Source organism: Pseudomonas sp. GM17 (genome assembly GCF_000282175.2).
Classification (GTDB): domain Bacteria; phylum Pseudomonadota; class Gammaproteobacteria; order Pseudomonadales; family Pseudomonadaceae; genus Aquipseudomonas; species Aquipseudomonas chlororaphis.
The window spans coordinates 3,800,965-3,820,218 of sequence record NZ_CP124732.1 but is presented as its reverse complement, the minus strand read 5'-3'; the positions used below and the strand labels follow the sequence as shown (position 1 = coordinate 3,820,218).

Sequence of the window (19,254 nt, the reverse complement as noted above, 5' to 3'; positions counted from 1 at the left end):
CGAGTACCGGCTGTTGGCCGGTCGCGACCCATTCGGTAACGGTCATCCCTGTCACATTGATCCGGCAAGATGGAGGGGCACGACGTCCTGAACGCGCCTGGGCATAGGGCGGAAACCGCCCTGATTCGACCGCCTCAGCGCAAACTCCACGACACCCCGACATACATCGCCATGCCTTCCCCCGGCGTCGATCGCGCGGCGTCCAGGCCTTTGTCGTCGTAGCCCGGGGTGACGGTGGCGGCGTAGTGCTGGTCGGTCAGGTTGCGCAGGTCGAGCCAGGTCTGCCAGTCGCCCTTGGGCGCGTTGTAGCCCAGGGTGGCGCCGAACAGCGCGTAGGGATCGGCGTAATAGCTGTTGGCGTAGTCCACCGCCACCTTGGACACCAGTTGCGTGTTGAGCGCGGCGAAGAAGCCCTGAGGCCAGTCGTAGCGCAGTTCGCCCTGGTAGTAGTGCATCGGCAGGCCCGGCAGGCGGTTGTCGCCGAAGCGTTCATCGTCGCGGTAGTGGAAGTCGCTGAAGGTATAGCTCTGGCGCAGGCTCAGCTGGCCGCCGTCTTTCCCTGACCACAGCTTGCTCTGCAGGCTGGCTTCCACGCCCTGGTGCACGGTGGGGCTGGCGTTGAGCTCGTAGGGGGTGGTGGCGTTGGCGTCCGGCAACACCGAGAGCAGTTCGTGGCGCACCTGGGCGTAGTACCAGGCCAGGCTCCATTGGCCGATGGCGCTGTCGCCACGGCCGCCGAGTTCCAGGGTGGTGGCGGTCTGGTTTTGCAGTTTGATCGGGTCGCGCTGGGTGCCGGTGGCGGCGCCGCTGCCGGCCGGGAAACGAATGTTGGAGCTGTAGATCAGCGACCAGGGGTGGGGCGCCTCCACCGAGCGGCTGAGGTTGCCGAACAGTTGCAGGTCGGGGGCCAGCTGGTAGCGCAGGCCCAGGCGCGGCGCGTAGTCCCAGTCGCCGAGGCTGGTCTTGCCACCGCCGTCGGGGTAGGTCACGGCGCTTTCGCGGCGGGTGTAAATGGCGGCCAGGCCGGTGGTCAGCCACAGGTCGTCGGCGATTTCCAGGTCATTGCCCAGATGCAGGACACTGTCCGAGCCCTGGTAAGTGAAGTTGCGCATATGAGTACCCGGCGCATAACCGGCGGTGTTGCCGCTGGGGATACGCACCAATTCGCTGGCCCCTGAGTTGGGCAGGTGCTTGGTCACCCGCAGGCCCAGGGTGCTGTGGCTTTCCAGGCCCCAGAGGGTGTCGCGGCGCTTGTAGTCGAAGGTGCCGCTGACATCGGTGTAGGCCACCTTGAGGCGGTTGGGGCCTTCGCGCAGGTCCATGGGGTAGTCGTGGTAGACCAGGCCGGTCTGGATACTCGAATCGTCGTCGATGTACCAGGTGGTCTTGTTGCCAATAAAGGTGCTGCCCGGCTGGTCGCGGCTGTCGTTACGCGTCACGTAGGCCGGGTTGGCCGCCCGCGGGTCGTGCTCGATGGAGCGCTGGGTGACCCGCCCGGCGAGGTCGTTGTCGGTCTGGCGATGGCGGATATAGAAGCGGGTTTCCAGGTTCGGGTTGAAGCGATAGCCGAAGTTGGCGACGACCCCCTGGCTCTTGCTGGCGCTGTGGTCCTGGTAGCCATCGGAGCGGGCGTCGGTCAGGGACAGGTAGTAGTCGAAGTCGCCCAGCACCTGCCCGGAGCTGACCTGGCGCTGCTGATAACCGTGGCTGCCGGTGGCGTAGCGCACCTGCAACTTCGGCGCGTCGTAGCCGGTGTGGCTGATGTAGTCGATGGCGCCGCCCAGGGCCAGGGCGCCGCGGTCGAAACCGTTGGCGCCGCGCAGCACTTCCACCCGCTCGAGCCACAGCGGTTCCAGCAACTCATAGGGCGTGCCGCCCGGGCCGCTCAGCGGCAGGCCGTCGAGCATCGTGTACAGCCCCGAGGCATGGGCGCCCGGCGCGCGGTTGATGCCCGAACCGCGGATCGAAATCTTCACCCCTTCGTTGCCCGCCGACTGGGCATAGACCCCCGGCTGATACGCCAGCACATCCTGGTTGCTGGCCACGCGGCCCTGCAGCGGGCGGCGCAGGTCCACCACATTGCTGCCGCCGGGCACCTGAGCCAGCCGCGCCTTGGCTTCCTCGATCGATGCGTCTTCGCCGCTGCGCTCCTCGGCGCCGATCAGCACCTGTCCCAGCTCAAGGCCCTGGGCTTCGGCCGGGGCCGGACAGACAAGGGCCAGGCCCAGCAAGGCAGAGGGCAGGGGACGGGGCGAGGGCATCGGGGGGAACTCCAGGCATGGGCAACGGGCAGAGAGAACTGCGACGTATGAAAGAACGAGGGAAACACATGGCAATTTTGTCTTTTGCCTGGCAGGCGCAGATCGGCAGGAGTCCAGCGTCCATGCCCGTGCGCTATCAAGGCTGTTCGCAATGGATATATCCGCGCATCGGCGTTCGGCTATCGTCACCCTATATGACTCGATCGCGCAGCCGCTGTGCTTTTGCGTTGACGCTATGTTGGCCGCTGCTGCGATTCACCCAGCGCTCTCAACCGCGAGGACATCACGATGAGCACCCACAAAGCTGTCGCTGTTTCGCTGGCCCTGTTCGGCGCAACCTTCCTGGCATCGGCTGCGCTGGCCGAGGGCACAGGGTTGATTGCCGCCACCCCCGCCGAACTGAAATGGACACCCGCGCCCTCGGTAGGGCCCGGGGTGATGATTTCGGTGATCGAAGGCGACCTGAAAAAACCAGAGCCTTTCACGATGCGCCTGATGCTGCCGGCCAACACGAAAGTCGGCGTGCATACCCACCCTGTGACCGAACGTGTCACCGTGATCTCGGGCACCTTCTACTTTGCCACCGGCGACACCTTTGATGCGGCCAAGGCCAAGGCCTATCACCCGGGCGACACCCTGATCATTCCCGTCGGCATGCCGATGTACGCCGCCACGCAAAAACAGGAAACCGTGCTCCAGCTCCACGGCACGGGCCCCTGGGGCATCACCTACCTCAACCCGGCGGACGACCCCAGGAACAGCAAAAAATAGGCAATGGCTGAAGGCTGGATTCGATCTGATATGTGTCAGGCAAGGCCTGACACATATCCCTCTCAATGATTAACAGGCTACGGATTTGGCCACCCGGATGTACTCTTCAACGAAGTTGTTGGCAGAGTGAACCCTTACGCCTTTGAGCTTATCCAGGGGTGGGTTTTCCCAGTGCTCTGATGCGGTGATGGGGTAGACGGGGAGTATGGAAACTCCCTGAGGCGGGTCAGCAACGAAGTCAAAGTCTTGAATCCCGTCTTTCGGGAAGTCGATGTAAAACCGCGGTTGCAATCTTGGGTTGGTCCAGCCCGGAGAGCCCACCAGGCCATGGGCCAATATATGCAGCTGTGGTGGGTTGGACTTGAGCAGTGACAGGTGGATGTCCAAAACTTTCATTATGCTAGCCATCTTCGATCTCCTTTCGATGAGTGCACCTCTTTTCACCTCGGCGCTCGGGTGTAAAACCCTCTAGCTGAAAGCCTGATACGTTTCAGAATGTCCCTTGGCAGGCAAGAAGTGTCATGTGCACTTCCTGGATGGTTCTCTCCTTGAGTACCGGGAGGAACGAGTAGGCGAACACGCTACTGTTCGAAAAGGAGTACGGCATGGACAGTGAATTCAGGCCCGTTAAAACCGGTTCGGCTGCTGTTGGGTAGACACTAGTAAAGGAGCCTGCCAGCTGCCAGGCCCGATCATCGGATACCGCAGAGGGCTGGGCGCCACCCGCGCAAGCGTTTCGCCAGGAGGCAACCGCAGTGCCTGCTAAACCAGGGGAGGCTCGATACGCCGCAATTTTATTGAAAAGAAAACCGACTCTGCTTACCTCTCATCCAGGGCCCGACGTTTCGCGCCCGCCATCACCCTTCGTCAAAGCCCTCGATCAAAGGTGCCTCCATGCTGCTTGCCCGCTGGCTGCCAGGTTTGGCCAATCTCCTGCAATACCGCCGCGAATGGTTCAGGTACGACCTGCAGGCCGGTTTGTCGGTGGCCGCCGTGCAGATCCCGATTGCCATTGCTTACGCACAGATCGTCGGGCTGCCGCCCCAGTACGGCTTGTACGCCTGCGTGCTGCCGATGATGGTCTATGCCCTGGTGGGCAGTTCGCGGCAGTTGATGGTCGGGCCGGATGCGGCCACCTGCGCCATGGTCGCCGGGGCGATCGCCCCTCTGGCGCTGGGCGATCCCGAGCGCCTGGCGCAGTTGGCGGTGATTGTCACGGTGCTGGTCGGCCTGATGCTGATCGGCGCCGGCATCGCCCGGGCGGGGTTTATTGCCAGCTTTTTCTCGCGGCCGATCCTGATCGGCTATCTGAACGGCATCGGCCTGAGCCTGCTGGCCGGGCAACTGGGCAAGGTGCTGGGCTACAAGATCGAAGGCGACGGTTTCATTCTCAGCCTGCTGAACATGCTGCAGCGGCTTGGCGAAACCCATTGGCCGACCCTGGCCATCGGGGCGGGCGCCCTGGCGCTGCTGATCTGGTTGCCGCGGCGCTTTGCCAGGTTGCCGGCAGCGCTGGTGACGGTGGCCATCGCCACCTTGTGCGTCGGCTTGCTGGGCCTGGACAGCTACGGGGTCTCCGTGCTGGGCCCGATCCCTTCGGGCATGCCGCAGTTGAGCTGGCCGCAGACCAACCAGGCCGAACTGAAAAGCCTGCTGCGCGATGCGCTGGGTATCGCCACGGTGAGTTTTTGCAGTGCGATGCTGACGGCCCGCAGCTTCGCCGCCAGGAACGGCTACACGGTCAACGCCAACCATGAGTTCCTGGCGCTGGGGGTGTCCAATATCGCCGCCGGGGTCTCCAGCGGTTTCGCCATCAGCGGCGCCGATTCGCGCACGGCGGTCAACAGCATGGTGGGGGGCAAGAGCCAGTTGGTGGGGATCATCGCCGCCCTGGTGATTGCCCTGATCCTGCTGTTCTTCACCGCGCCCATGGCCTGGATCCCCCAGGCGGCGCTGGGGGCGGTGCTGTTGATGGCGGGCTGGGGCCTGATCGACATCCAGGCGATGCGGGTCATCCGCAAGCTCAGCCGTTTCGAGTTCTGGCTCTGTGTGCTGACCACCCTGGGGGTGATTGGCGTGGGGGTGCTACCGGGGATCATCGTCGCGGTGCTGCTGGCGATCCTGCGGTTGCTCAAAAGCATCTATCAGCCCACCGACGCGGTGCTGGGCTGGGTGCGCGGGATCGAAGGCCAGGTCGATATCAGTCAATACCCGCAGGCGCGCACGCTGGCGGGGCTGGTGGTGTATCGCTTCGATGACGCGATCCTGTTTTTCAACGCCGACTACTTCAAGGCGCGCCTGCTCGAGGCGGTCGAACGCGAGCCCGAGCCCCGCGCCGTGCTGTTGGTCGCCGAGGCGGTGACTTCGATCGACGTCAGCGGCATCGTGGCCCTCAGGGAGGTGCGCGACACCCTGCTGGCCCGCGGCATCATCCTGGGCATCGCCCGGCCGCACGGGACATTCCTGAGGATGCTGGTGCGTTCAGGCCTGGCGCGCGAGCTGGAGCAGCAATTGTTGTTCCCCTCGGTGCGCGCCGGCATTCGTGCTTATCGGGTCTGGCGCAATCAGGTGCAGCGTGAGGCGCTGAAAGATGAGCCGCGGGCCGGCACCGCATAACGGGTGTCCAGGCCGTCTCATGACTGAATGCGGCCTTGGCCAGCCACCACCAACGCTTGACCCAAGAGGAGGTACGGCATGCAACGATTCACCGGCGGTTGCCTGTGCGGCAAGGTGCGGCTCGTGGCGTCGGGGCCGCCATACCGGGTCGGTTTGTGCCACTGCCTCGACTGCCGCAAGCACCATGGCGCGCTGTTCCATGCCTCGGCGATCTTCCCCGAGGACGCGGTGACCGTCGAGGGCGAAACCCGCGACTACGCCGGGCGGTTTTTCTGCCCGCACTGCGGCTCGTCGGTGTTCGCCCGCAGCGCCGACGAAATCGAAGTGAACCTGGGTGCCCTGGATGCCCCCGACCAACTCAAGCCCACCTATGAAAGCTGGACTATTCGTCGCGAGTCCTGGTTGCCGGCGTTTCCACTCGCCAGGCGCTACGAGCGCGACCGCGATGCCAGCAGTCGCTTCGAGCAATAGCTGTCGCCCCGGCTATGACCAGGGCGTCTCGGGCGCCACCCCGCGCGGGCGTTTGGCCAGGAGCTTGCGGGCGGTGTCGACGAAGGGCGTGACGATCAGGCTGTAGACCGTCAGGTAACGCCGGTGGTCCCGCTCGCCGGTGCCGAAGCACAGCGGCTCGGGTGTCGAGGAGGTGACGTAGAGCGTGCCGAACATCCAGTCCCAGAGGGACAGGTTGGTGCCGAAGTTGCGGTTGAAGTGGCGGGGCGCGTCGCTGTGATGGATCTGGTGCTGGGCCGGGCTGTTCAACACATGCTCCAGCCGCGGACCGAACGACAGCCAGACATGGCTGTGCCGCAGGTTGGCCGCCAGGCTGTTGAAGATGAATATCAGGTAGGTCACGCCGAACAGGGTGTAGCGGCCGATCTCGCCGCCGCAGGCATACCAGAAGCAGCCGGCGTAGAGGCCCAGGCCGAGGCTGATGCTCAGCTTCTCGACGATCTTTTCCACGAAGTGCACCCGGCTCGCCGTCGCCGGCACCAGCACCGGTGCCGAGTGATGGACCTTGTGGAAGGCCCACAGCCAGCGCGAGTGAAACGCCCGGTGCGCCCAGTAATGGAGGAAGTCCTTGAGCAGGAACACCCCCAGCCCGTAGAGCAGCGCCAGCCCCAGGTTCTGGCCCAGGCGCGGGCGCTCGCCCCAGAGGTTGCTGAAAAAGGTCAGGTAGTCCCCGGAGCGCAGGATGTAAGGGTCGACCAGATGGACGATGGGCAACACCAGCGCAACCTTGAGGATGGCGCGCACGAAGTAGTAGCGGTAATCCAGCAGCGCCGAGGGATGCAGGTGCACCCGGCCGCCGCCGAGGAATTGCCAGAACGACCGGGCGTGGCTCAGGCCGCGGCGCTTTCGGAAACGGAACAGGCCATAGGCGACGCCGTAGGACACGCACAGGAACAAGACCCCGAGGCGGCCGTTCAGATTGAAAATGCCGAGAAATTGCGCAGTGACAGGGGCGATTACCCACTCGGTCAGGTGCTTGTAGACAAGCGACAGGGCATCCACGAATCGCCAGCCTCTGAGCCAGAAAAAAAGAATGGCATTGTAAATCAGTTCGGTTTGGCCGGGCAGGGTGGCGCGACAAGCAGGCAAGGTGCGCAGCGCGCCATCCGCCTGGAACCGGTTGCGGCTGTTGGCCGAGCATCGACAAAAATTCTCGACGGCATGCCCTGGATTGGGCGAGGCTTGTGGGCCCGCAACCGCCCGGTTGGCGGGTGTGGAACTCAAGCCATCAGCCGACGGACACCTCCATGAACCTTGCCACCCTGATGCTCTTCCTCCCGGCCTGTTTCGCCCTGAACATGGCGCCTGGGCCGAACAACCTGCTGTCGATCCGCAATGCCACTACCTATGGCTTTCGCGTCTCCTGCCTGGCGGGAGTAGGGCGGCTGGCGGCCTTTGCCCTGATGATCGCCCTGGCGGCGACCGGGCTGGCGGTGGTGCTGCAAGCTTCGGAGCTGCTGTTTCACGGGATCAAGATTCTGGGGGCTGGCTACCTGCTGTACCTGGCGTACCAGCTGTGGACGGCGGATACCCAGGTCGAAGCCGAGAACAAGACCGCGCCACTGGGCCTGCTGGCCTTGGCCCGGCAGGAATTCCTGATTGCTATCGGCAATCCGAAAGCCATCCTTATTTTCACCGCCTTCCTGCCGCAGTTCGTCGACCCGCAAGCCCCGGTTCCCGCCCAATTCCTGGTGCTCGGCGCACTGTTCCTGGCCCTGGAATGGATCGCCATCAGCGCCTACGCCTACATGGGCCTGCACCTGCGCCGCTGGTTCGCCGAGCCACGGGGCAAGAAGCTCTTCAACCGCTGCTGCGCGGCGTTGTTGTCGGCGGCGGCTTCGGTGTTGCTGTTGGCGCGGCGGGCTTAGTTTTGGCCGGCGGGAATAGGGCGGTTTGTAGTCAGGGGCTGATGGGCCAGGTGCAGGAAGGGATGCGCGTCGGCATGAATTTCAATCGGCCGCCTTTCAAGGATAATCTTTCGCCTACCTCTGGCTGAGACTCACCTATGCCTTTCCTCGACAACCTTATTGCCTTCACGTTTGCCGCGACACTGTTGACCCTGACGCCCGGCCTGGACACCGCCCTGGTATTGCGAACGGCCACTGTGGAAGGAAAGCAGCAGGCTTTACGCGCGGCCCTGGGCATCAGTGCGGGCTGCCTGTCGTGGGGCGCAGCCGTGGCTTTTGGACTGGGGGCACTGATTGCCGTGTCAGAGCTGGCGTTCAATGTCTTGAAATACTGCGGTGCGGCCTATCTTGCTTGGCTCGGGCTCAACATGCTGTTGCGGCCCCGCCAATCGTTGTCCCCTGCCGGCGGCACTGACAATACAACGACGAACTGGTTCTTCAAGGGGATGATGGGCAATGTCCTGAACCCCAAGATCGGTATTTTCTACGTCTCTTTCCTCCCCCAATTCATTCCGCAAGGCCAGCCATTGATTACCTGGACGTTTGGCCTTGTCGGCATTCACGTCGCCATCGGATTGCTCTGGTCGATCATCCTGATTGGCGCGACCCAGCCGCTGGCCAAAATGTTGCGCAGGGAGAAGGTGATTACCTGGATGGATCGCGCCACTGGCATGGTTTTCGTGCTTTTCGCGGCTCGTCTTGCCTTCAGTAAACGGTAGGTTTTGAGGCCGTTCGGTGGTCATCGTGATGGCGACGAATATCGGCAGTCGAGGCGAGAAGGGCCAGCGAAGCCGCGTTTTTCGGCGTTCGCTTGCCAGTCGCCGTGATTGGCGGCTTCTGGCCGATTCTGTTGAAAAAGTCGGTTTTCCCAAAACGCTCGAACATTGATGGGTGAAAACACCTCTTTTGCACGCTGCTACGTGAAATCCGAGTCCTGAACCTTCTGCCAAAAACACAGATTTCAATCTCAGGCGCGTATTTTTCTGCCGTGGAAACCGAAGCCGACTTTTTCAACAGAATCGGCCATTAGCGGGCGCTCACAAGCGAACGCTAATGGTCAAAAATGGGCGGTCATGCTCCACTTTTCTTCAACTATTCTTAGCACGGACACTGTAGTAGGGTTGGACAGTACGCTTGAAATCACAAACGTGGTGAAGACAATGATCCGTCAAGTCCAGGAATCGTGAACGTTAATCATATCGATGTAAAGTGGTGACAAGATGCGGCGCAATGAATATTGAAGTTTCAAATAGAAAGCTTATTCAACAAGGGACTAATGGCTAGATATGGCAATCAAAAAAAATCAGCACTTTGTACCACAATATTATTTTAGATTTTTCTCTAGCAACAAAAAATTTATCCCCTTAATTAGTTTGGTGGACGGCAAAGTTATCCCGGCGGCATCCATTAGAGATCAAGCGTCGAAAAGTTATTTTTACGGCGACAAATATATGGAAGAACGCATTAATGAGCTGGAAAATTTATTTTTAACGCCATTAAAAAAACTAAAAGAAACTAAATCTTTTGGTCAGCTATCACTTGAGGAAACACTACTTGTATTGCAGGGCTTGGTATTCCAAAGATCTAGAACATTAGCCGCCAGACTTGACCAAGAGTCAACGGGGCAGGAATTGGCTAACATGATGCTGGAAATCGCGATCAATACTAGTGAAGAACTTACGGAAGAGAATCGAGCGAGACTTAAAGAAAGTGTAAGAGCTGTACCTAACATGGCCGAGATTCAAAAAATTCATATGATTGAAGCTGTGAGTAACGCGCAGTTCTTGGCAGATTTAGGGATGACCGTACTCAAAAACAGGACCAAGCGATCATTTATATTCGGCGATGCTCCTGTGGTGTATTTCAATTATTTCCAAAAAAATATAAAAAATCGAGGAGTGTTGGGAATGCGCAATCCTGGCCTTCAGATTTACTTCCCAATAAGCCCTCGAGCGGCGATTTTCCTCTACGATGCCAATGTCTACAAGCCTGAAGTCAACAAGCTATCGCAAATCGACGTCCGGCAGGCAGCTGATGTTGATAGTTTGAATATGCTGCAGATTCACAATTCAGCATCTGCGATTTATTTGAACTCACTAGATGACAGCTCTGTATTCTGCACATTGTGGGAAAAATCGCGACGTACTCATTTTAATACCAAAGGGCAACACAGGACTTTTACCGTTGATCACGAGGGTGAAAAAAAAGAAATCTTTCATCAGTATGATGAGCAGCTTAAGTTCGTGCCCCAGTTGACATTCTGCCCTTGTCCAGAGCTCGCGAAAAATGAGCTTTTGATTGACCGTAGCACGTGGAATGGAAGAGCTTACATACCTGAAACCCTGCAATGGAATTTTCCTGCCAGAAGTAGCCATTCGTAACACGCGGTTGCCATTTGCTATATGACATCCGAGCAAAACCACGCTTCAGCAGGCTTAACGGGTGCTGCTTCTCCCATTAGTCGATACAGTCAAGGACCCTAGCAAAGTTTTCATGACTCTTTACCTTTGGCCACAAACAGCTGCTGGCTCGCCACGATAATGGATTGGGTGTTCCCTCTATGGCGCACGGGAATTAAATGATTTCTGAACGCACCGAGCAAAACGGCTTCACTTTTTTCTAGGCGCTCCATAGGCACGGCTGAGCTATGATGCCACTTGTAAGGTTACCTTGATGATTGGGCTAGGTTCCGCATCCAAAATTAGGGAGTCATGGGTGGCCATTTCAAAAAATCGCCAGTCACAACTTTGTCGACTGGACATGTCGTCCAAGTCATTGTGAAACTCCCAGTATAGTTATCCGCCCCCACCTTAGCCTGAGTGCTACGCCCCTCTACTTTACCCACAACTTGAAGTGTCTTATCTTGCAGTTCGTAAGCGGTTAAACATACAGCGGCGATGATCCAAAACATTAATGACAGCGGAATCTTGTCACGAAAAAATCTAAACTTCAGCTGCTCATCCATCCAGCTAATTTGATGTTGCCAAAAGAATTTATAATGAGCATACCAGTCACTGAAAAGAATTTGCTTGCTCAGGCAGGTTTTATAGTAAATCTTTCGAATCTCTTGCAGGCGATCGATCTGTATCGAAGTAGGTGGCGTAGTGAACGCTTGCACTTCTCGATAAAAATCTCGAAGCTCATCAAGGAGCTCCGTGAGCTTCTGCGCAGCAGCTTCATAGTCCGCTTTCTTATGGTCATAATAAGATATATATAGAGCGCATATACCAAACACCAGCATAATCGCAGAAGGGATCTTCGCACTCAGCTCATCGATAACAAGAGCAAAAATACCCACAGCCATTGAAACAAACCCTATAAAGCCAGGAAGTTTGTCCACGATATCGAGAGTCGCCCAATGTTTCTTGCAGCCAATTCCAACATTATAGCCTTGCTCAGCAATGGCTTTAAGCAACGCATCTTTATTCATTTCTGATCACTCAATTGGGACGTGAATACGATCCTTCGCCACAACAACGCCGTTCTTGACCGCATAACATTCCACAATATGATCACCCGCAAAATTCGTGTGTTCCGACACTGTTTGATGTCCACCATCCGCTACTATCTGCCCACGGATACAGTCGCGACGCTCAGCCTCATCACCCCTATTAAGAACCTTCCAGTACACGTCGTATGTGCCTGGAACCTTGATGTCGCTGACTTCAAACTTTAGCGATTTCTGAGCGCTGAGCTTGAAATTTTTTCCCAACATCCCCCTGAGCCTACGTGGTTGAAACCCGTTCTGAGTTACTTCGCAGTCGATCTTAAGTTTATAGCGAATATCGATAGGAAACCGATCTTCAACAAATTCCTCTGTTTCGCGGAATACTCGATTTGAAGCCTTGGCTATTAGCTTTTCAGGTGCAGGGAAACGAGCCCCATATACTTTTTGCCATTTGGCATTCTCTGTATCACTATCCGCAGCTGCGATGGCCTTAACGCAAAGATCATAGGCCTTGCCTGCCGCACTTTGGAAGGCGTCCTTGACTTTCACATGCTGCCCACTACCCAAAGCTGCGTAACGTTCTTTCTCCGGCTCATCCGCTAGATACTTGAAGAAATCTCGACTCATCCAATCGTAGTACAAGTAACTCCTCGTATCGTAAGCATCTGTTGATTTCAAGAAGTTATAGGCTAGCGTGTCGATTAACAGCCCCCCCATTGCAACGCCGTGCTTATTTTTCCAGGCCCGAGCCATTTTGCAAAGACGGCGCAAGTTTCGATTCTTCTCTACATTGGTGTTCTTCATTGCCTCGATTTCAGCTCGAGGCTTTGTTAACTTCCAACTTCCTCCATTACGAGTATCAGGAAACTTGAAACTTCCATCAACTTGCTCGAACGCTGGCTGAACCTCGACATGAAAATTCGTATACAAGACGCGCACGACTGGACTGTCGACGTAAATGTCAGTTCTCGGGTACCGATTTTTCAGCGCATCCTTTGTGTCCGACAACAACTTGGCCTGGCCACCGACAACGTTATAACTGTCCCATTTACCTGCAGGCATTATGTAAATCATATCCAGATCTGAGACACCGCGAATGGCTGTCCAACGGCCGTACGATCCAACCTGTAAATTATTCGCAGTAGCCGATGAAGTGTCTCGAAAACTCTTATTCAGGCATGCCGTAATATCACCATATCGAGAACCGATTTGCTCATCGTTATCGATTTTGATGTTCGAAAGAAAAGTCTCAAATTTTTCCGCGATACTCAATTTCTTTCCTTGTTATTGATTGGGCCGCGCTACGGCATCCACTGCGGTGTATGTGAATGTGTCTAAGTATCTTCGTATGTGAAAATGAAGCATCTTTTTGACGGTTTTTTGGCGCCAAAGTAAAGATAATTCATCCACGTCCTCACCGATAAATCGTAGGGAGTGTAGATCGTTCGAATCATGCTCTCAATACCCGAACCATCCAGTGCCGATGCAGTCCTCTGTACATGCAAGAGATGCTCATTCGTTTATCTATAAGCAAGCGGATGCTCAGAAATCCAAAGGTCGCGCATGAGGTAAGTAAGAATGCAGCTCACCCATCCCCAAGAAATCACTCGCTTCAAGGATCGCCTCAGCAGATCTCGCTTCGTTTTTTGCGTGGATTTGGAAGCGACTTGCGATGAAATCATGCCAGGAATCCAATCCTCCAGGCAGCTTTCCATCCAGCCGAAAGACATGGAGATCATCGAGATAGGTCTAATCGTCTTAGATCGCTTGAGCAACCTCTCGACGACGGCGGAATTCTCCCGCTTGGTTCGTCCAACCGTTCATCCAATATTGACGAGTTTCTGCACGTCATTAACAGGAATCAAACAGATCGATGTGGAGAGAGCAATAACATTCCCGACAGTCAATAACGAGCTGAACGTTTTCTTAGAACCTTATCTCATAGACGGCGCAGTTTGGTGCTCTTGGGGACGCTACGATGCCGATCAACTGAGGCAAGACTGCACAAGACTTGAAGTTACTTCATTACTGACGGAGCTCGAACACCTAGAAGTCGATGAGTTCTACAGCCGTGCCTTCGGCATTTCAGCACCCTGTTTGAAGGAGGCCACAAAATCTATGGGGATCGCTTGGCATGGTGCTTATCACAGAGCACCCGATGACGCTCGGAACTTGGCGCGGCTGCTCGCAAAGCTACTCGACCGTAAGTAGCCTCATCGGCCCATCACGCGCGGGCCCTGCTAGAAGAAGGCAATTGTGAGTGCATGCTATATCAAGCTCCAGTGTGGAACGTCTCATGCCCTAGAAAGCTGCACACTGAGTTCGCCAACCAAGGGCCAGAGCCACAGCAACATTCCCGTTTTGTCCCAAGAATGAGCTGCTCGCAGGCTTTATCTAGCCACAGAAAGCTATTAACTGAGTGCACCGGCACCCCATTGTCTGAATCGACGCTCTTTGTGTAGACACCCGGGAGAGTCTGCTTTTGGCCGACTCCAGCCTGATGCGACTGGCTCAAGGCGGCCAGAAGCGGCCTCAGGCGGACGGCCTAGTCGGATAGGGACGCTCGCTCGTATAGCTTCGCCATGAGGCCCGGAAGTGTCCACACCACTAGGGCCAATTCACCTAATACGAGTAACTAAATGCCCTCGCTAGAATCGGAGCGATCGCTGGCTATCTGGCTTGGCGTATCCCAGGCTCTGGGGCATTCAATTCGCCTGAAAATATAACTGGAATTCTTATGCGGGGCGGTTGCACTCAGCTCCTGCAACCGCCGTCCCTTTTCTTTCATTGGAGCGGCGCCATACTGTTTAGATAGTCAAGGCTTTGGCGGCTGATACAAGGGAGGATTAGCTACATAGCGTGTTGAGTTAAACCATGTAACGCTCCCTTGCTTCTCGGTCCCACCATCAGGATCATTAAAGATAATTTCTTTTGAAGTGGTATCCACTCCAGTAACAACAATAATATGTGCTGGCCCAAACCAATCGCCATCCAGCCAGAGTGGTCCGTACTGCCGTAGAGCGGCCTCGATTTGTTCGGCCGTGCATCCGCGCGGCGTCTCTCAATCCTTCGTTCTTCGCGAGTAACCGCATCTGAGCGGCCGTAACGCCAGTGTTTGCGGCGTAGACAGTAGGGATGCCGAGCCGTGGCCCTTGCTCTCGATAGAAAGCCACCATACAGGCAGCGGCGTACCAGCAGGACATCGTTTTGTCTTGCGCCACCTTTGGAACCGTCATTTTGAATGTCATGGTACCTCCAGGATATAAAAGGGACCGTGGTCAGTGATGGGAAAAGGGGACAGATTTGAATGGCACTTACTTAGCGTTTAAGTAAGTGCCATTCAAATCTGTCCCCTTTTCTCGTCCTGTATAAAAACACAGTTCCCAAAAGCCGGCATGGACAGTCCAACCTCCAAACCCCGCCTGCATGAGGAATATTTAGGTACAGGCCACGACTTCTCGGCGAAGTGTTGTCGTAAATCATGGCTCGGCCTCTTTTAACAGGTCATTTCCAGTCATCGGCTGAAAGCCCACTGAAATTCTGTAAGTGCCAAGCAGGAAGGAAGATAACTGGCATCCAGCCTGCGGGGTGCGTCATTGCGTTGCTTGAACGCTAGTCGACAGTGATCTAGGTCGCAAGTATTTTCCTGGCCAGTGGTCATCCTCCTTTGGGCTTGAGAGAAAAGGGGACAGATTTATTTACAGGCCAGGTCGTCCGCTCCTGGCCGGTTAGCGACGGTCTGACTTCGATCGTCGCTATACATGGTCAAACCTCAGTCTGTTCAGCCATCTCCAGGGCGTCATCGACCTCAATCCCCAGGTATCGAACAGTGTTCTCCAGCTTCGTATGGCCGAGCAGCAACTGAACCGCCCGCAGGTTCTTCGTCCTGCGATAGATCAGTGATGCCTTCGTACGTCGCATTGTGTGGGTGCCATACATGGCTGGATCAAGGCCCACGACTTTCACCCAGCCTTTGACGATACGAGCGTATTGACGAGTAGATAGATGGTCTGAAGTATGCAGCCGGCTAGGAAACAGGCAGTCCTCGCTGCGTAGCTGGGCCCGATGTATCCAGGCCGCGAGAGCAGACCGTGTTTGCTCAGTGATCTCAAACTGCACAGGCCGCTGCGTTTTCTGCTGCATCACCATGGCTCGTGATGATACGTGCTCGCCATGAGCGACATCGCGCACGCGGAGCTTGGTTAAGTCGCAGGCTCGAAGCTTGCTGTCGATGGCCAGATCGAAGAGCGCCAGATCTCGGGTTCTTTCCGCAATTTGAAGCCTTACTCGGATGGCCCAGATATCTCTCAGCCGGAGTGGGGTTTTCTGCCCGACCAGTTTTCCTTTGTTCCAGGGCTGACGGCTGCAGGCAGCGATGATGTTCATGACAATTCCTCCACGTGTGGAAGGACCAGGATGGCTAATCAGAGCAACGGTCGCTAACCGGCCAGGGGGGGGCATTGAGGATCGACAGCTTCTTAGAACAAGATTTTAATGGCTGATCTGATGCAGGGTACCCGATTGGCCATGGGCTTTCATAACCGCGCATGGCGAACCGGCAAGGGCGATTTTTTGCGTTCAAGAAAGGAGGAGAGCATGTCTCTATCAAAAACGAAGGAACGATTGCTCCGCTTGCTAGGGCAGGACGATAACAGCGTCATAGCGCTGTCGGGGAAGTGGGGCACAGGCAAGACGCATCTGTGGAACGAGGTCAGGACTGCCTCAGCCGACGAGAAGGCCAAGAAGGCCCTCTACGTGTCGTTGTTCGGTCTCTCGAGCGTCGACCAAATTAAGCGCAAACTGATCGAGTCGGCAATTCCCGGCGTTGAGTCTCATGGCGGCGTGTTCGACGGCATTAAGAACCTCTTTAACGCAGGCATGTCCGCCGCCTCGCAGCACTACAAGGCGATGGCCGCTCTCAAGGACCTCAACGTGTTGTTGATGGCCCCGGTCGTGCTCCGAGACAAACTAATAGTCATCGACGACATCGAACGCAAGCACGCGAAGCTCGGTATCGACGAGGTCTTGGGCTTCATCGACGACTACTCCAAGCAGTTCAACGTGAGGTTCCTCTTAGTGTTGAACGACGACCAGCTATCCACGGATGGCGGCCAGGCGAAGCTGTGGGAGACCTTCCGCGAAAAGGTCATCGACGAGGAAGTCAGACTACTGACCTCCCCGGAGGAGGCGTTCTCGATCGCCATCAAGCTGACGCCATCGAAATACGCGCAGGGGCTGGAGCGAGCAATTGCGATCTGCGGGCTCACCAACATCCGCATAGTGGGCAAAGTGGTGAAAACCGCCAACCAGATTTTGGCTGGCCGAGATTTGGACCAAGCGATCCTGGCGCGAGTGGTGCCGTCGATCGTCCTGTTTTCCGCGATCCACTACCGCGGCATCCCAGACGGGCCCGATTTCCAATTCGCGCTGAACGTGGCGAACCCGGACTGGATGCATTTAGGCCGGGACAATAACGCAGAGCTGACTGAGCAGGAGAAGCTCGAGGACAGCTGGCGCTTGCTCATGCAAGAACTCGGCGTCCACGGCTGCGACGAGTTCGAGAAGGTGCTCGTCGAATTTTTGGAGTCCGGACTGTTCGACGCGGAGCGCGTGCAGGCCATCATTGACCGGCTCATCGCTGGGACGCAGTCGCTGCAAACCAGGGAGACTGCGCACGACTTCTTAAAGCGGGCGTTTTGGGACCATCGGCTAAGCGACGCCGATCTGCTGGCTCAGGCCGGCCAGTTCCCCGCCTGCGCCGAATTGCTGGATCCCTACATCGCGACCCAGCTCTTTGACACGCTCTGCGAGCTCCCTGAGGGGCAAGCGCTTGGCCATGCAATCATCGATGCGTGGATAACCGCCTTCGAGGCGGAGAATTACCAGTATGTCGAGGATGACAACCCGTTCAACAACCCGATCCATCCGGATATTAAGGCAGCGTTTGATGCTGCCAAAGCTCGGACCCAAGCGAGCACAACCATAGTCGACGCTTGTCTCGACATCATCAATAACCGCGGGTGGGGGACGCTACAGGAGATGGCCATGAAGCGGGCTACGGTAGCGGATTTCGATGCTGCAATACGAGGTATGGAAATAAACACGCTGCGTCGGTTCATGCGGCGGATGATTGAAATGTGTCTTCAACGGTCGACTTACGACTCTCACTTCGGCACGGCGACCCAGCACTTCCTTGACGCCTGTCGAGCGATTTCGAGCGACTCGAATTCCCCTCGGCTCGCAGCGTTGATTAACAAGCTTTTCGCCAAAACCGCATTAGCGGTTGAGCTTACCCCGCTAACCGCCGCACAAGCTGAGCCTGTTGTGAAGGCTAACTAGCTGAAATCTCAACTAGGTGGTTTGCGCTTCTTGGACTTGCAGAGCTTCCTCAACATGAAGACCGCGGGCGCACCCACCACCTCAATGGCGGCATCTCCTTAATAGGAAAAACTGATGGTGCTTGACGACAGCTTATTGTATGCCAGCCTCGATTTCCGCATGCCTGCTCGGGGTTGATAGTCGTCATGTATGACTGACTGCTTCTGGCCGATACCCACCCATACAAGGATATCGAATGGTTATGTCAACGGACGAACTGGCGATACGCCAGATCTCAGCGCTTTCTCCGCAAGTCCTGGTACTGGAAGCGGAGGCAGTTGCGGACGGTTTCAGGTTTCTCACGCGTTTGGTCGCAGAGTGGGAGAACGGTTCGAATCGGTTCGATCAACCGGGTGAGTGCCTGTTGGGCGCCTTCCGCAGCGGGCAACTGATTGCCATCGGTGGCCTTACTCGTGACCCCTATGCCGGGCCGGATATCGGCAGGCTACGGAGGGTATACGTTGCGCGTGCAGCAAGGGGCCGGAATCTGGGCAAAGCCCTGGTGCAGCGGCTTTTGGAACACGCGGCTCAGCGATTTTGTGTGGTGCGCCTATCCACGGATACACCACAGGGCGCCGCGTTTTACCTGCGCTGCGGGTTCCAGCAGATACAGGATGATTTTGCTACGCACGCAAAGTCATTGGCCGATGCCACATAACCAGGTCATTGGAGGGCAGATGGGGTGGCGTAGCCGGTCAACGGCGAAGAGAAGGCTTTGCAGGTTTGCCAAGCCTTGCAGCAGGGGACATCAGCGCGATAGGCCCCCCGTCGGAACGCACTGACGAACATAGTAATTATCGAATTCAGCGCTTTCGATGAAGTGAAAACCATGGCGGGTATAAAAACGATTCGAAGCGCTGCCTTTGAGGGCACCCACTCTAATAGGGAGCCCAGCCACATCCGCCTCTTTGAAAATCTGGGCGAGAACAGCAGAGCCTATTCCTGATCCCTGCGCGCTCGGTCTCACATACAAGTGGTCGAGCAAGAGTTCATTGTCCCGGTGCTTGACCACGACAAAACCAACCCTCTCTCCAGATACCTCGATGTAGCGTGTATTGCGGGCTTCAAAGCCGCTAAGAAAGCGTTCGCGTGCGCGCACTGGATCAAATCGCCCAACCCGCTCCAGGCTTTCGCGCATGGCCTCGATTCGAATGGCTACAAGATTGTCCAAGTCGCTTTGTTGAGCCAAGACCAAAATGACCTGGGAATTTTTATCGGCTGTGGCGGGCATCATTTGCGCTCTGACTGTCATTCAGGGAAGCCAGTATAGAGAGAAGGGAAACAAGCGGCCCACCCGCTTTTTCTGTCGAGGCAAACAGGCGAAAGCAGCCACTCGACCGGTAGGTGAAATCAAGCCGGACTT

General features: G+C 56.7%; 17 protein-coding genes and 1 pseudogene. 9 read left to right on the top strand and 9 right to left on the bottom strand.

Features of this window, described 5'->3' with window-relative positions; all coding sequences use genetic code 11:
- Positions 1-134: 134 nt before the first annotated feature.
- On the bottom strand, positions 135-2,261 hold the full coding sequence (locus tag PMI20_RS17125) for a TonB-dependent receptor family protein (RefSeq protein ID WP_007931948.1): 2,127 nt from the start codon (positions 2,259-2,261) through the stop codon (positions 135-137).
- Positions 2,262-2,549: 288 nt separating this feature from the next.
- Between PMI20_RS17125 and PMI20_RS17120 the strand changes: the two genes are divergently transcribed.
- Positions 2,550-3,032, top strand: a complete 483-nt coding sequence (locus tag PMI20_RS17120; protein WP_007931947.1) for a cupin domain-containing protein — start codon at positions 2,550-2,552, stop codon at positions 3,030-3,032.
- 69 nt (positions 3,033-3,101) lie between these two features.
- Here PMI20_RS17120 and PMI20_RS17115 read toward each other — a convergent pair whose 3' ends face one another.
- Positions 3,102-3,440: a hypothetical protein gene (locus tag PMI20_RS17115; RefSeq protein WP_007931946.1), complete on the bottom strand. Its 339-nt coding sequence runs from the start codon at positions 3,438-3,440 to the stop codon at positions 3,102-3,104.
- A 486-nt stretch (positions 3,441-3,926) separates the two neighbouring features.
- Between PMI20_RS17115 and PMI20_RS17110 the strand changes: the two genes are divergently transcribed.
- Both PMI20_RS17110 and PMI20_RS17105 read left to right on the top strand, forming a co-directional pair.
- The gene (locus tag PMI20_RS17110; RefSeq protein ID WP_007931945.1) at positions 3,927-5,648 is read left to right on the top strand and encodes a SulP family inorganic anion transporter; all 1,722 of its coding nucleotides are present in this window, start codon (positions 3,927-3,929) and stop codon (positions 5,646-5,648) included.
- A 78-nt stretch (positions 5,649-5,726) separates the two neighbouring features.
- The gene (locus PMI20_RS17105; RefSeq protein WP_007931944.1) at positions 5,727-6,119 is read left to right on the top strand and encodes a GFA family protein; all 393 of its coding nucleotides are present in this window, start codon (positions 5,727-5,729) and stop codon (positions 6,117-6,119) included.
- 12 nt (positions 6,120-6,131) lie between these two features.
- Here PMI20_RS17105 and PMI20_RS17100 read toward each other — a convergent pair whose 3' ends face one another.
- Positions 6,132-7,160, bottom strand: a complete 1,029-nt coding sequence (locus PMI20_RS17100) for a sterol desaturase family protein (RefSeq protein WP_007931943.1) — start codon at positions 7,158-7,160, stop codon at positions 6,132-6,134.
- Positions 7,161-7,405: 245 nt separating this feature from the next.
- Here PMI20_RS17100 and PMI20_RS17095 point away from each other — a divergent pair, with 245 nt between their 5' ends.
- The 3 genes from PMI20_RS17095 to PMI20_RS17085 all read left to right on the top strand — a co-directional run bounded on the left by PMI20_RS17095 (position 7,406) and on the right by PMI20_RS17085 (position 10,446).
- A complete protein-coding gene (locus PMI20_RS17095) occupies positions 7,406-8,026 on the top strand; it encodes a LysE family translocator (RefSeq protein ID WP_007931942.1) in 621 nt (206 codons plus the stop codon).
- A gap of 137 nt (positions 8,027-8,163) precedes the next feature.
- Positions 8,164-8,784 (top strand): LysE family translocator, encoded by a 621-nt coding sequence (locus PMI20_RS17090; protein WP_007931940.1) that lies wholly within the window; start codon positions 8,164-8,166, stop codon positions 8,782-8,784.
- Positions 8,785-9,351: 567 nt separating this feature from the next.
- Entirely contained in the window at positions 9,352-10,446 is a 1,095-nt protein-coding gene (locus tag PMI20_RS17085) for a DUF4238 domain-containing protein (protein ID WP_007931939.1), read from the top strand.
- Positions 10,447-10,766: 320 nt separating this feature from the next.
- On the opposite strand, the gene PMI20_RS17080 is transcribed toward PMI20_RS17085, so the two are convergent.
- Together PMI20_RS17080 and PMI20_RS17075 are read right to left on the bottom strand one after the other, a co-directional pair.
- Positions 10,767-11,495, bottom strand: coding sequence for an SLATT domain-containing protein (locus tag PMI20_RS17080; protein WP_007931938.1), 729 nt, complete (start codon positions 11,493-11,495; stop codon positions 10,767-10,769).
- A 6-nt stretch (positions 11,496-11,501) separates the two neighbouring features.
- Complete coding sequence (locus PMI20_RS17075; protein WP_007931937.1) at positions 11,502-12,785, bottom strand: nucleotide-binding domain-containing protein; 1,284 nt, start codon at positions 12,783-12,785, stop codon at positions 11,502-11,504.
- A gap of 306 nt (positions 12,786-13,091) precedes the next feature.
- Between PMI20_RS17075 and PMI20_RS17070 the strand changes: the two genes are divergently transcribed.
- Complete coding sequence (locus PMI20_RS17070) at positions 13,092-13,724, top strand: 3'-5' exonuclease (RefSeq protein WP_007931936.1); 633 nt, start codon at positions 13,092-13,094, stop codon at positions 13,722-13,724.
- A 604-nt stretch (positions 13,725-14,328) separates the two neighbouring features.
- On the opposite strand, the gene PMI20_RS30995 is transcribed toward PMI20_RS17070, so the two are convergent.
- The 3 genes and pseudogenes from PMI20_RS30995 to PMI20_RS17065 form a co-directional block, all read right to left on the bottom strand.
- Complete coding sequence (locus PMI20_RS30995; RefSeq protein ID WP_502945120.1) at positions 14,329-14,544, bottom strand: papain-like cysteine protease family protein; 216 nt, start codon at positions 14,542-14,544, stop codon at positions 14,329-14,331.
- 67 nt (positions 14,545-14,611) lie between these two features.
- Positions 14,612-14,749, bottom strand: a pseudogene (locus PMI20_RS30990) (papain-like cysteine protease family protein); the annotation flags it as partial.
- 529 nt (positions 14,750-15,278) lie between these two features.
- Positions 15,279-15,899: a tyrosine-type recombinase/integrase gene (locus PMI20_RS17065; RefSeq protein ID WP_007931935.1), complete on the bottom strand. Its 621-nt coding sequence runs from the start codon at positions 15,897-15,899 to the stop codon at positions 15,279-15,281.
- Positions 15,900-16,109: 210 nt separating this feature from the next.
- Here PMI20_RS17065 and PMI20_RS17060 point away from each other — a divergent pair, with 210 nt between their 5' ends.
- Both PMI20_RS17060 and PMI20_RS17055 read left to right on the top strand, forming a co-directional pair.
- Positions 16,110-17,852, top strand: coding sequence for a P-loop NTPase fold protein (locus PMI20_RS17060; protein ID WP_007931933.1), 1,743 nt, complete (start codon positions 16,110-16,112; stop codon positions 17,850-17,852).
- A gap of 235 nt (positions 17,853-18,087) precedes the next feature.
- Entirely contained in the window at positions 18,088-18,549 is a 462-nt protein-coding gene (locus PMI20_RS17055; RefSeq protein WP_037036056.1) for a GNAT family N-acetyltransferase, read from the top strand.
- A gap of 90 nt (positions 18,550-18,639) precedes the next feature.
- Here PMI20_RS17055 and PMI20_RS17050 read toward each other — a convergent pair whose 3' ends face one another.
- Positions 18,640-19,125, bottom strand: a complete 486-nt coding sequence (locus PMI20_RS17050; protein ID WP_007931930.1) for a GNAT family N-acetyltransferase — start codon at positions 19,123-19,125, stop codon at positions 18,640-18,642.
- Positions 19,126-19,254 lie beyond the last annotated feature (129 nt).

Coding starts and splice junctions, on each gene's coding strand:
- PMI20_RS17125 (WP_007931948.1), bottom strand. CDS start 2,261: ATGCCCTCGCCCCGTCCCCTGCCCTCTGCCTTGCTGGGCCTGGCCCTT.
- PMI20_RS17120 (WP_007931947.1), top strand. CDS start 2,550: ATGAGCACCCACAAAGCTGTCGCTGTTTCGCTGGCCCTGTTCGGCGCA.
- PMI20_RS17115 (WP_007931946.1), bottom strand. CDS start 3,440: ATGGCTAGCATAATGAAAGTTTTGGACATCCACCTGTCACTGCTCAAG.
- PMI20_RS17110 (WP_007931945.1), top strand. CDS start 3,927: ATGCTGCTTGCCCGCTGGCTGCCAGGTTTGGCCAATCTCCTGCAATAC.
- PMI20_RS17105 (WP_007931944.1), top strand. CDS start 5,727: ATGCAACGATTCACCGGCGGTTGCCTGTGCGGCAAGGTGCGGCTCGTG.
- PMI20_RS17095 (WP_007931942.1), top strand. CDS start 7,406: ATGAACCTTGCCACCCTGATGCTCTTCCTCCCGGCCTGTTTCGCCCTG.
- PMI20_RS17090 (WP_007931940.1), top strand. CDS start 8,164: ATGCCTTTCCTCGACAACCTTATTGCCTTCACGTTTGCCGCGACACTG.
- PMI20_RS17085 (WP_007931939.1), top strand. CDS start 9,352: ATGGCAATCAAAAAAAATCAGCACTTTGTACCACAATATTATTTTAGA.
- PMI20_RS17080 (WP_007931938.1), bottom strand. CDS start 11,495: ATGAATAAAGATGCGTTGCTTAAAGCCATTGCTGAGCAAGGCTATAAT.
- PMI20_RS17070 (WP_007931936.1), top strand. CDS start 13,092: ATGCAGCTCACCCATCCCCAAGAAATCACTCGCTTCAAGGATCGCCTC.
- PMI20_RS17065 (WP_007931935.1), bottom strand. CDS start 15,899: ATGAACATCATCGCTGCCTGCAGCCGTCAGCCCTGGAACAAAGGAAAA.
- PMI20_RS17060 (WP_007931933.1), top strand. CDS start 16,110: ATGTCTCTATCAAAAACGAAGGAACGATTGCTCCGCTTGCTAGGGCAG.
- PMI20_RS17055 (WP_037036056.1), top strand. CDS start 18,088: ATGGTTATGTCAACGGACGAACTGGCGATACGCCAGATCTCAGCGCTT.
- PMI20_RS17050 (WP_007931930.1), bottom strand. CDS start 19,125: ATGATGCCCGCCACAGCCGATAAAAATTCCCAGGTCATTTTGGTCTTG.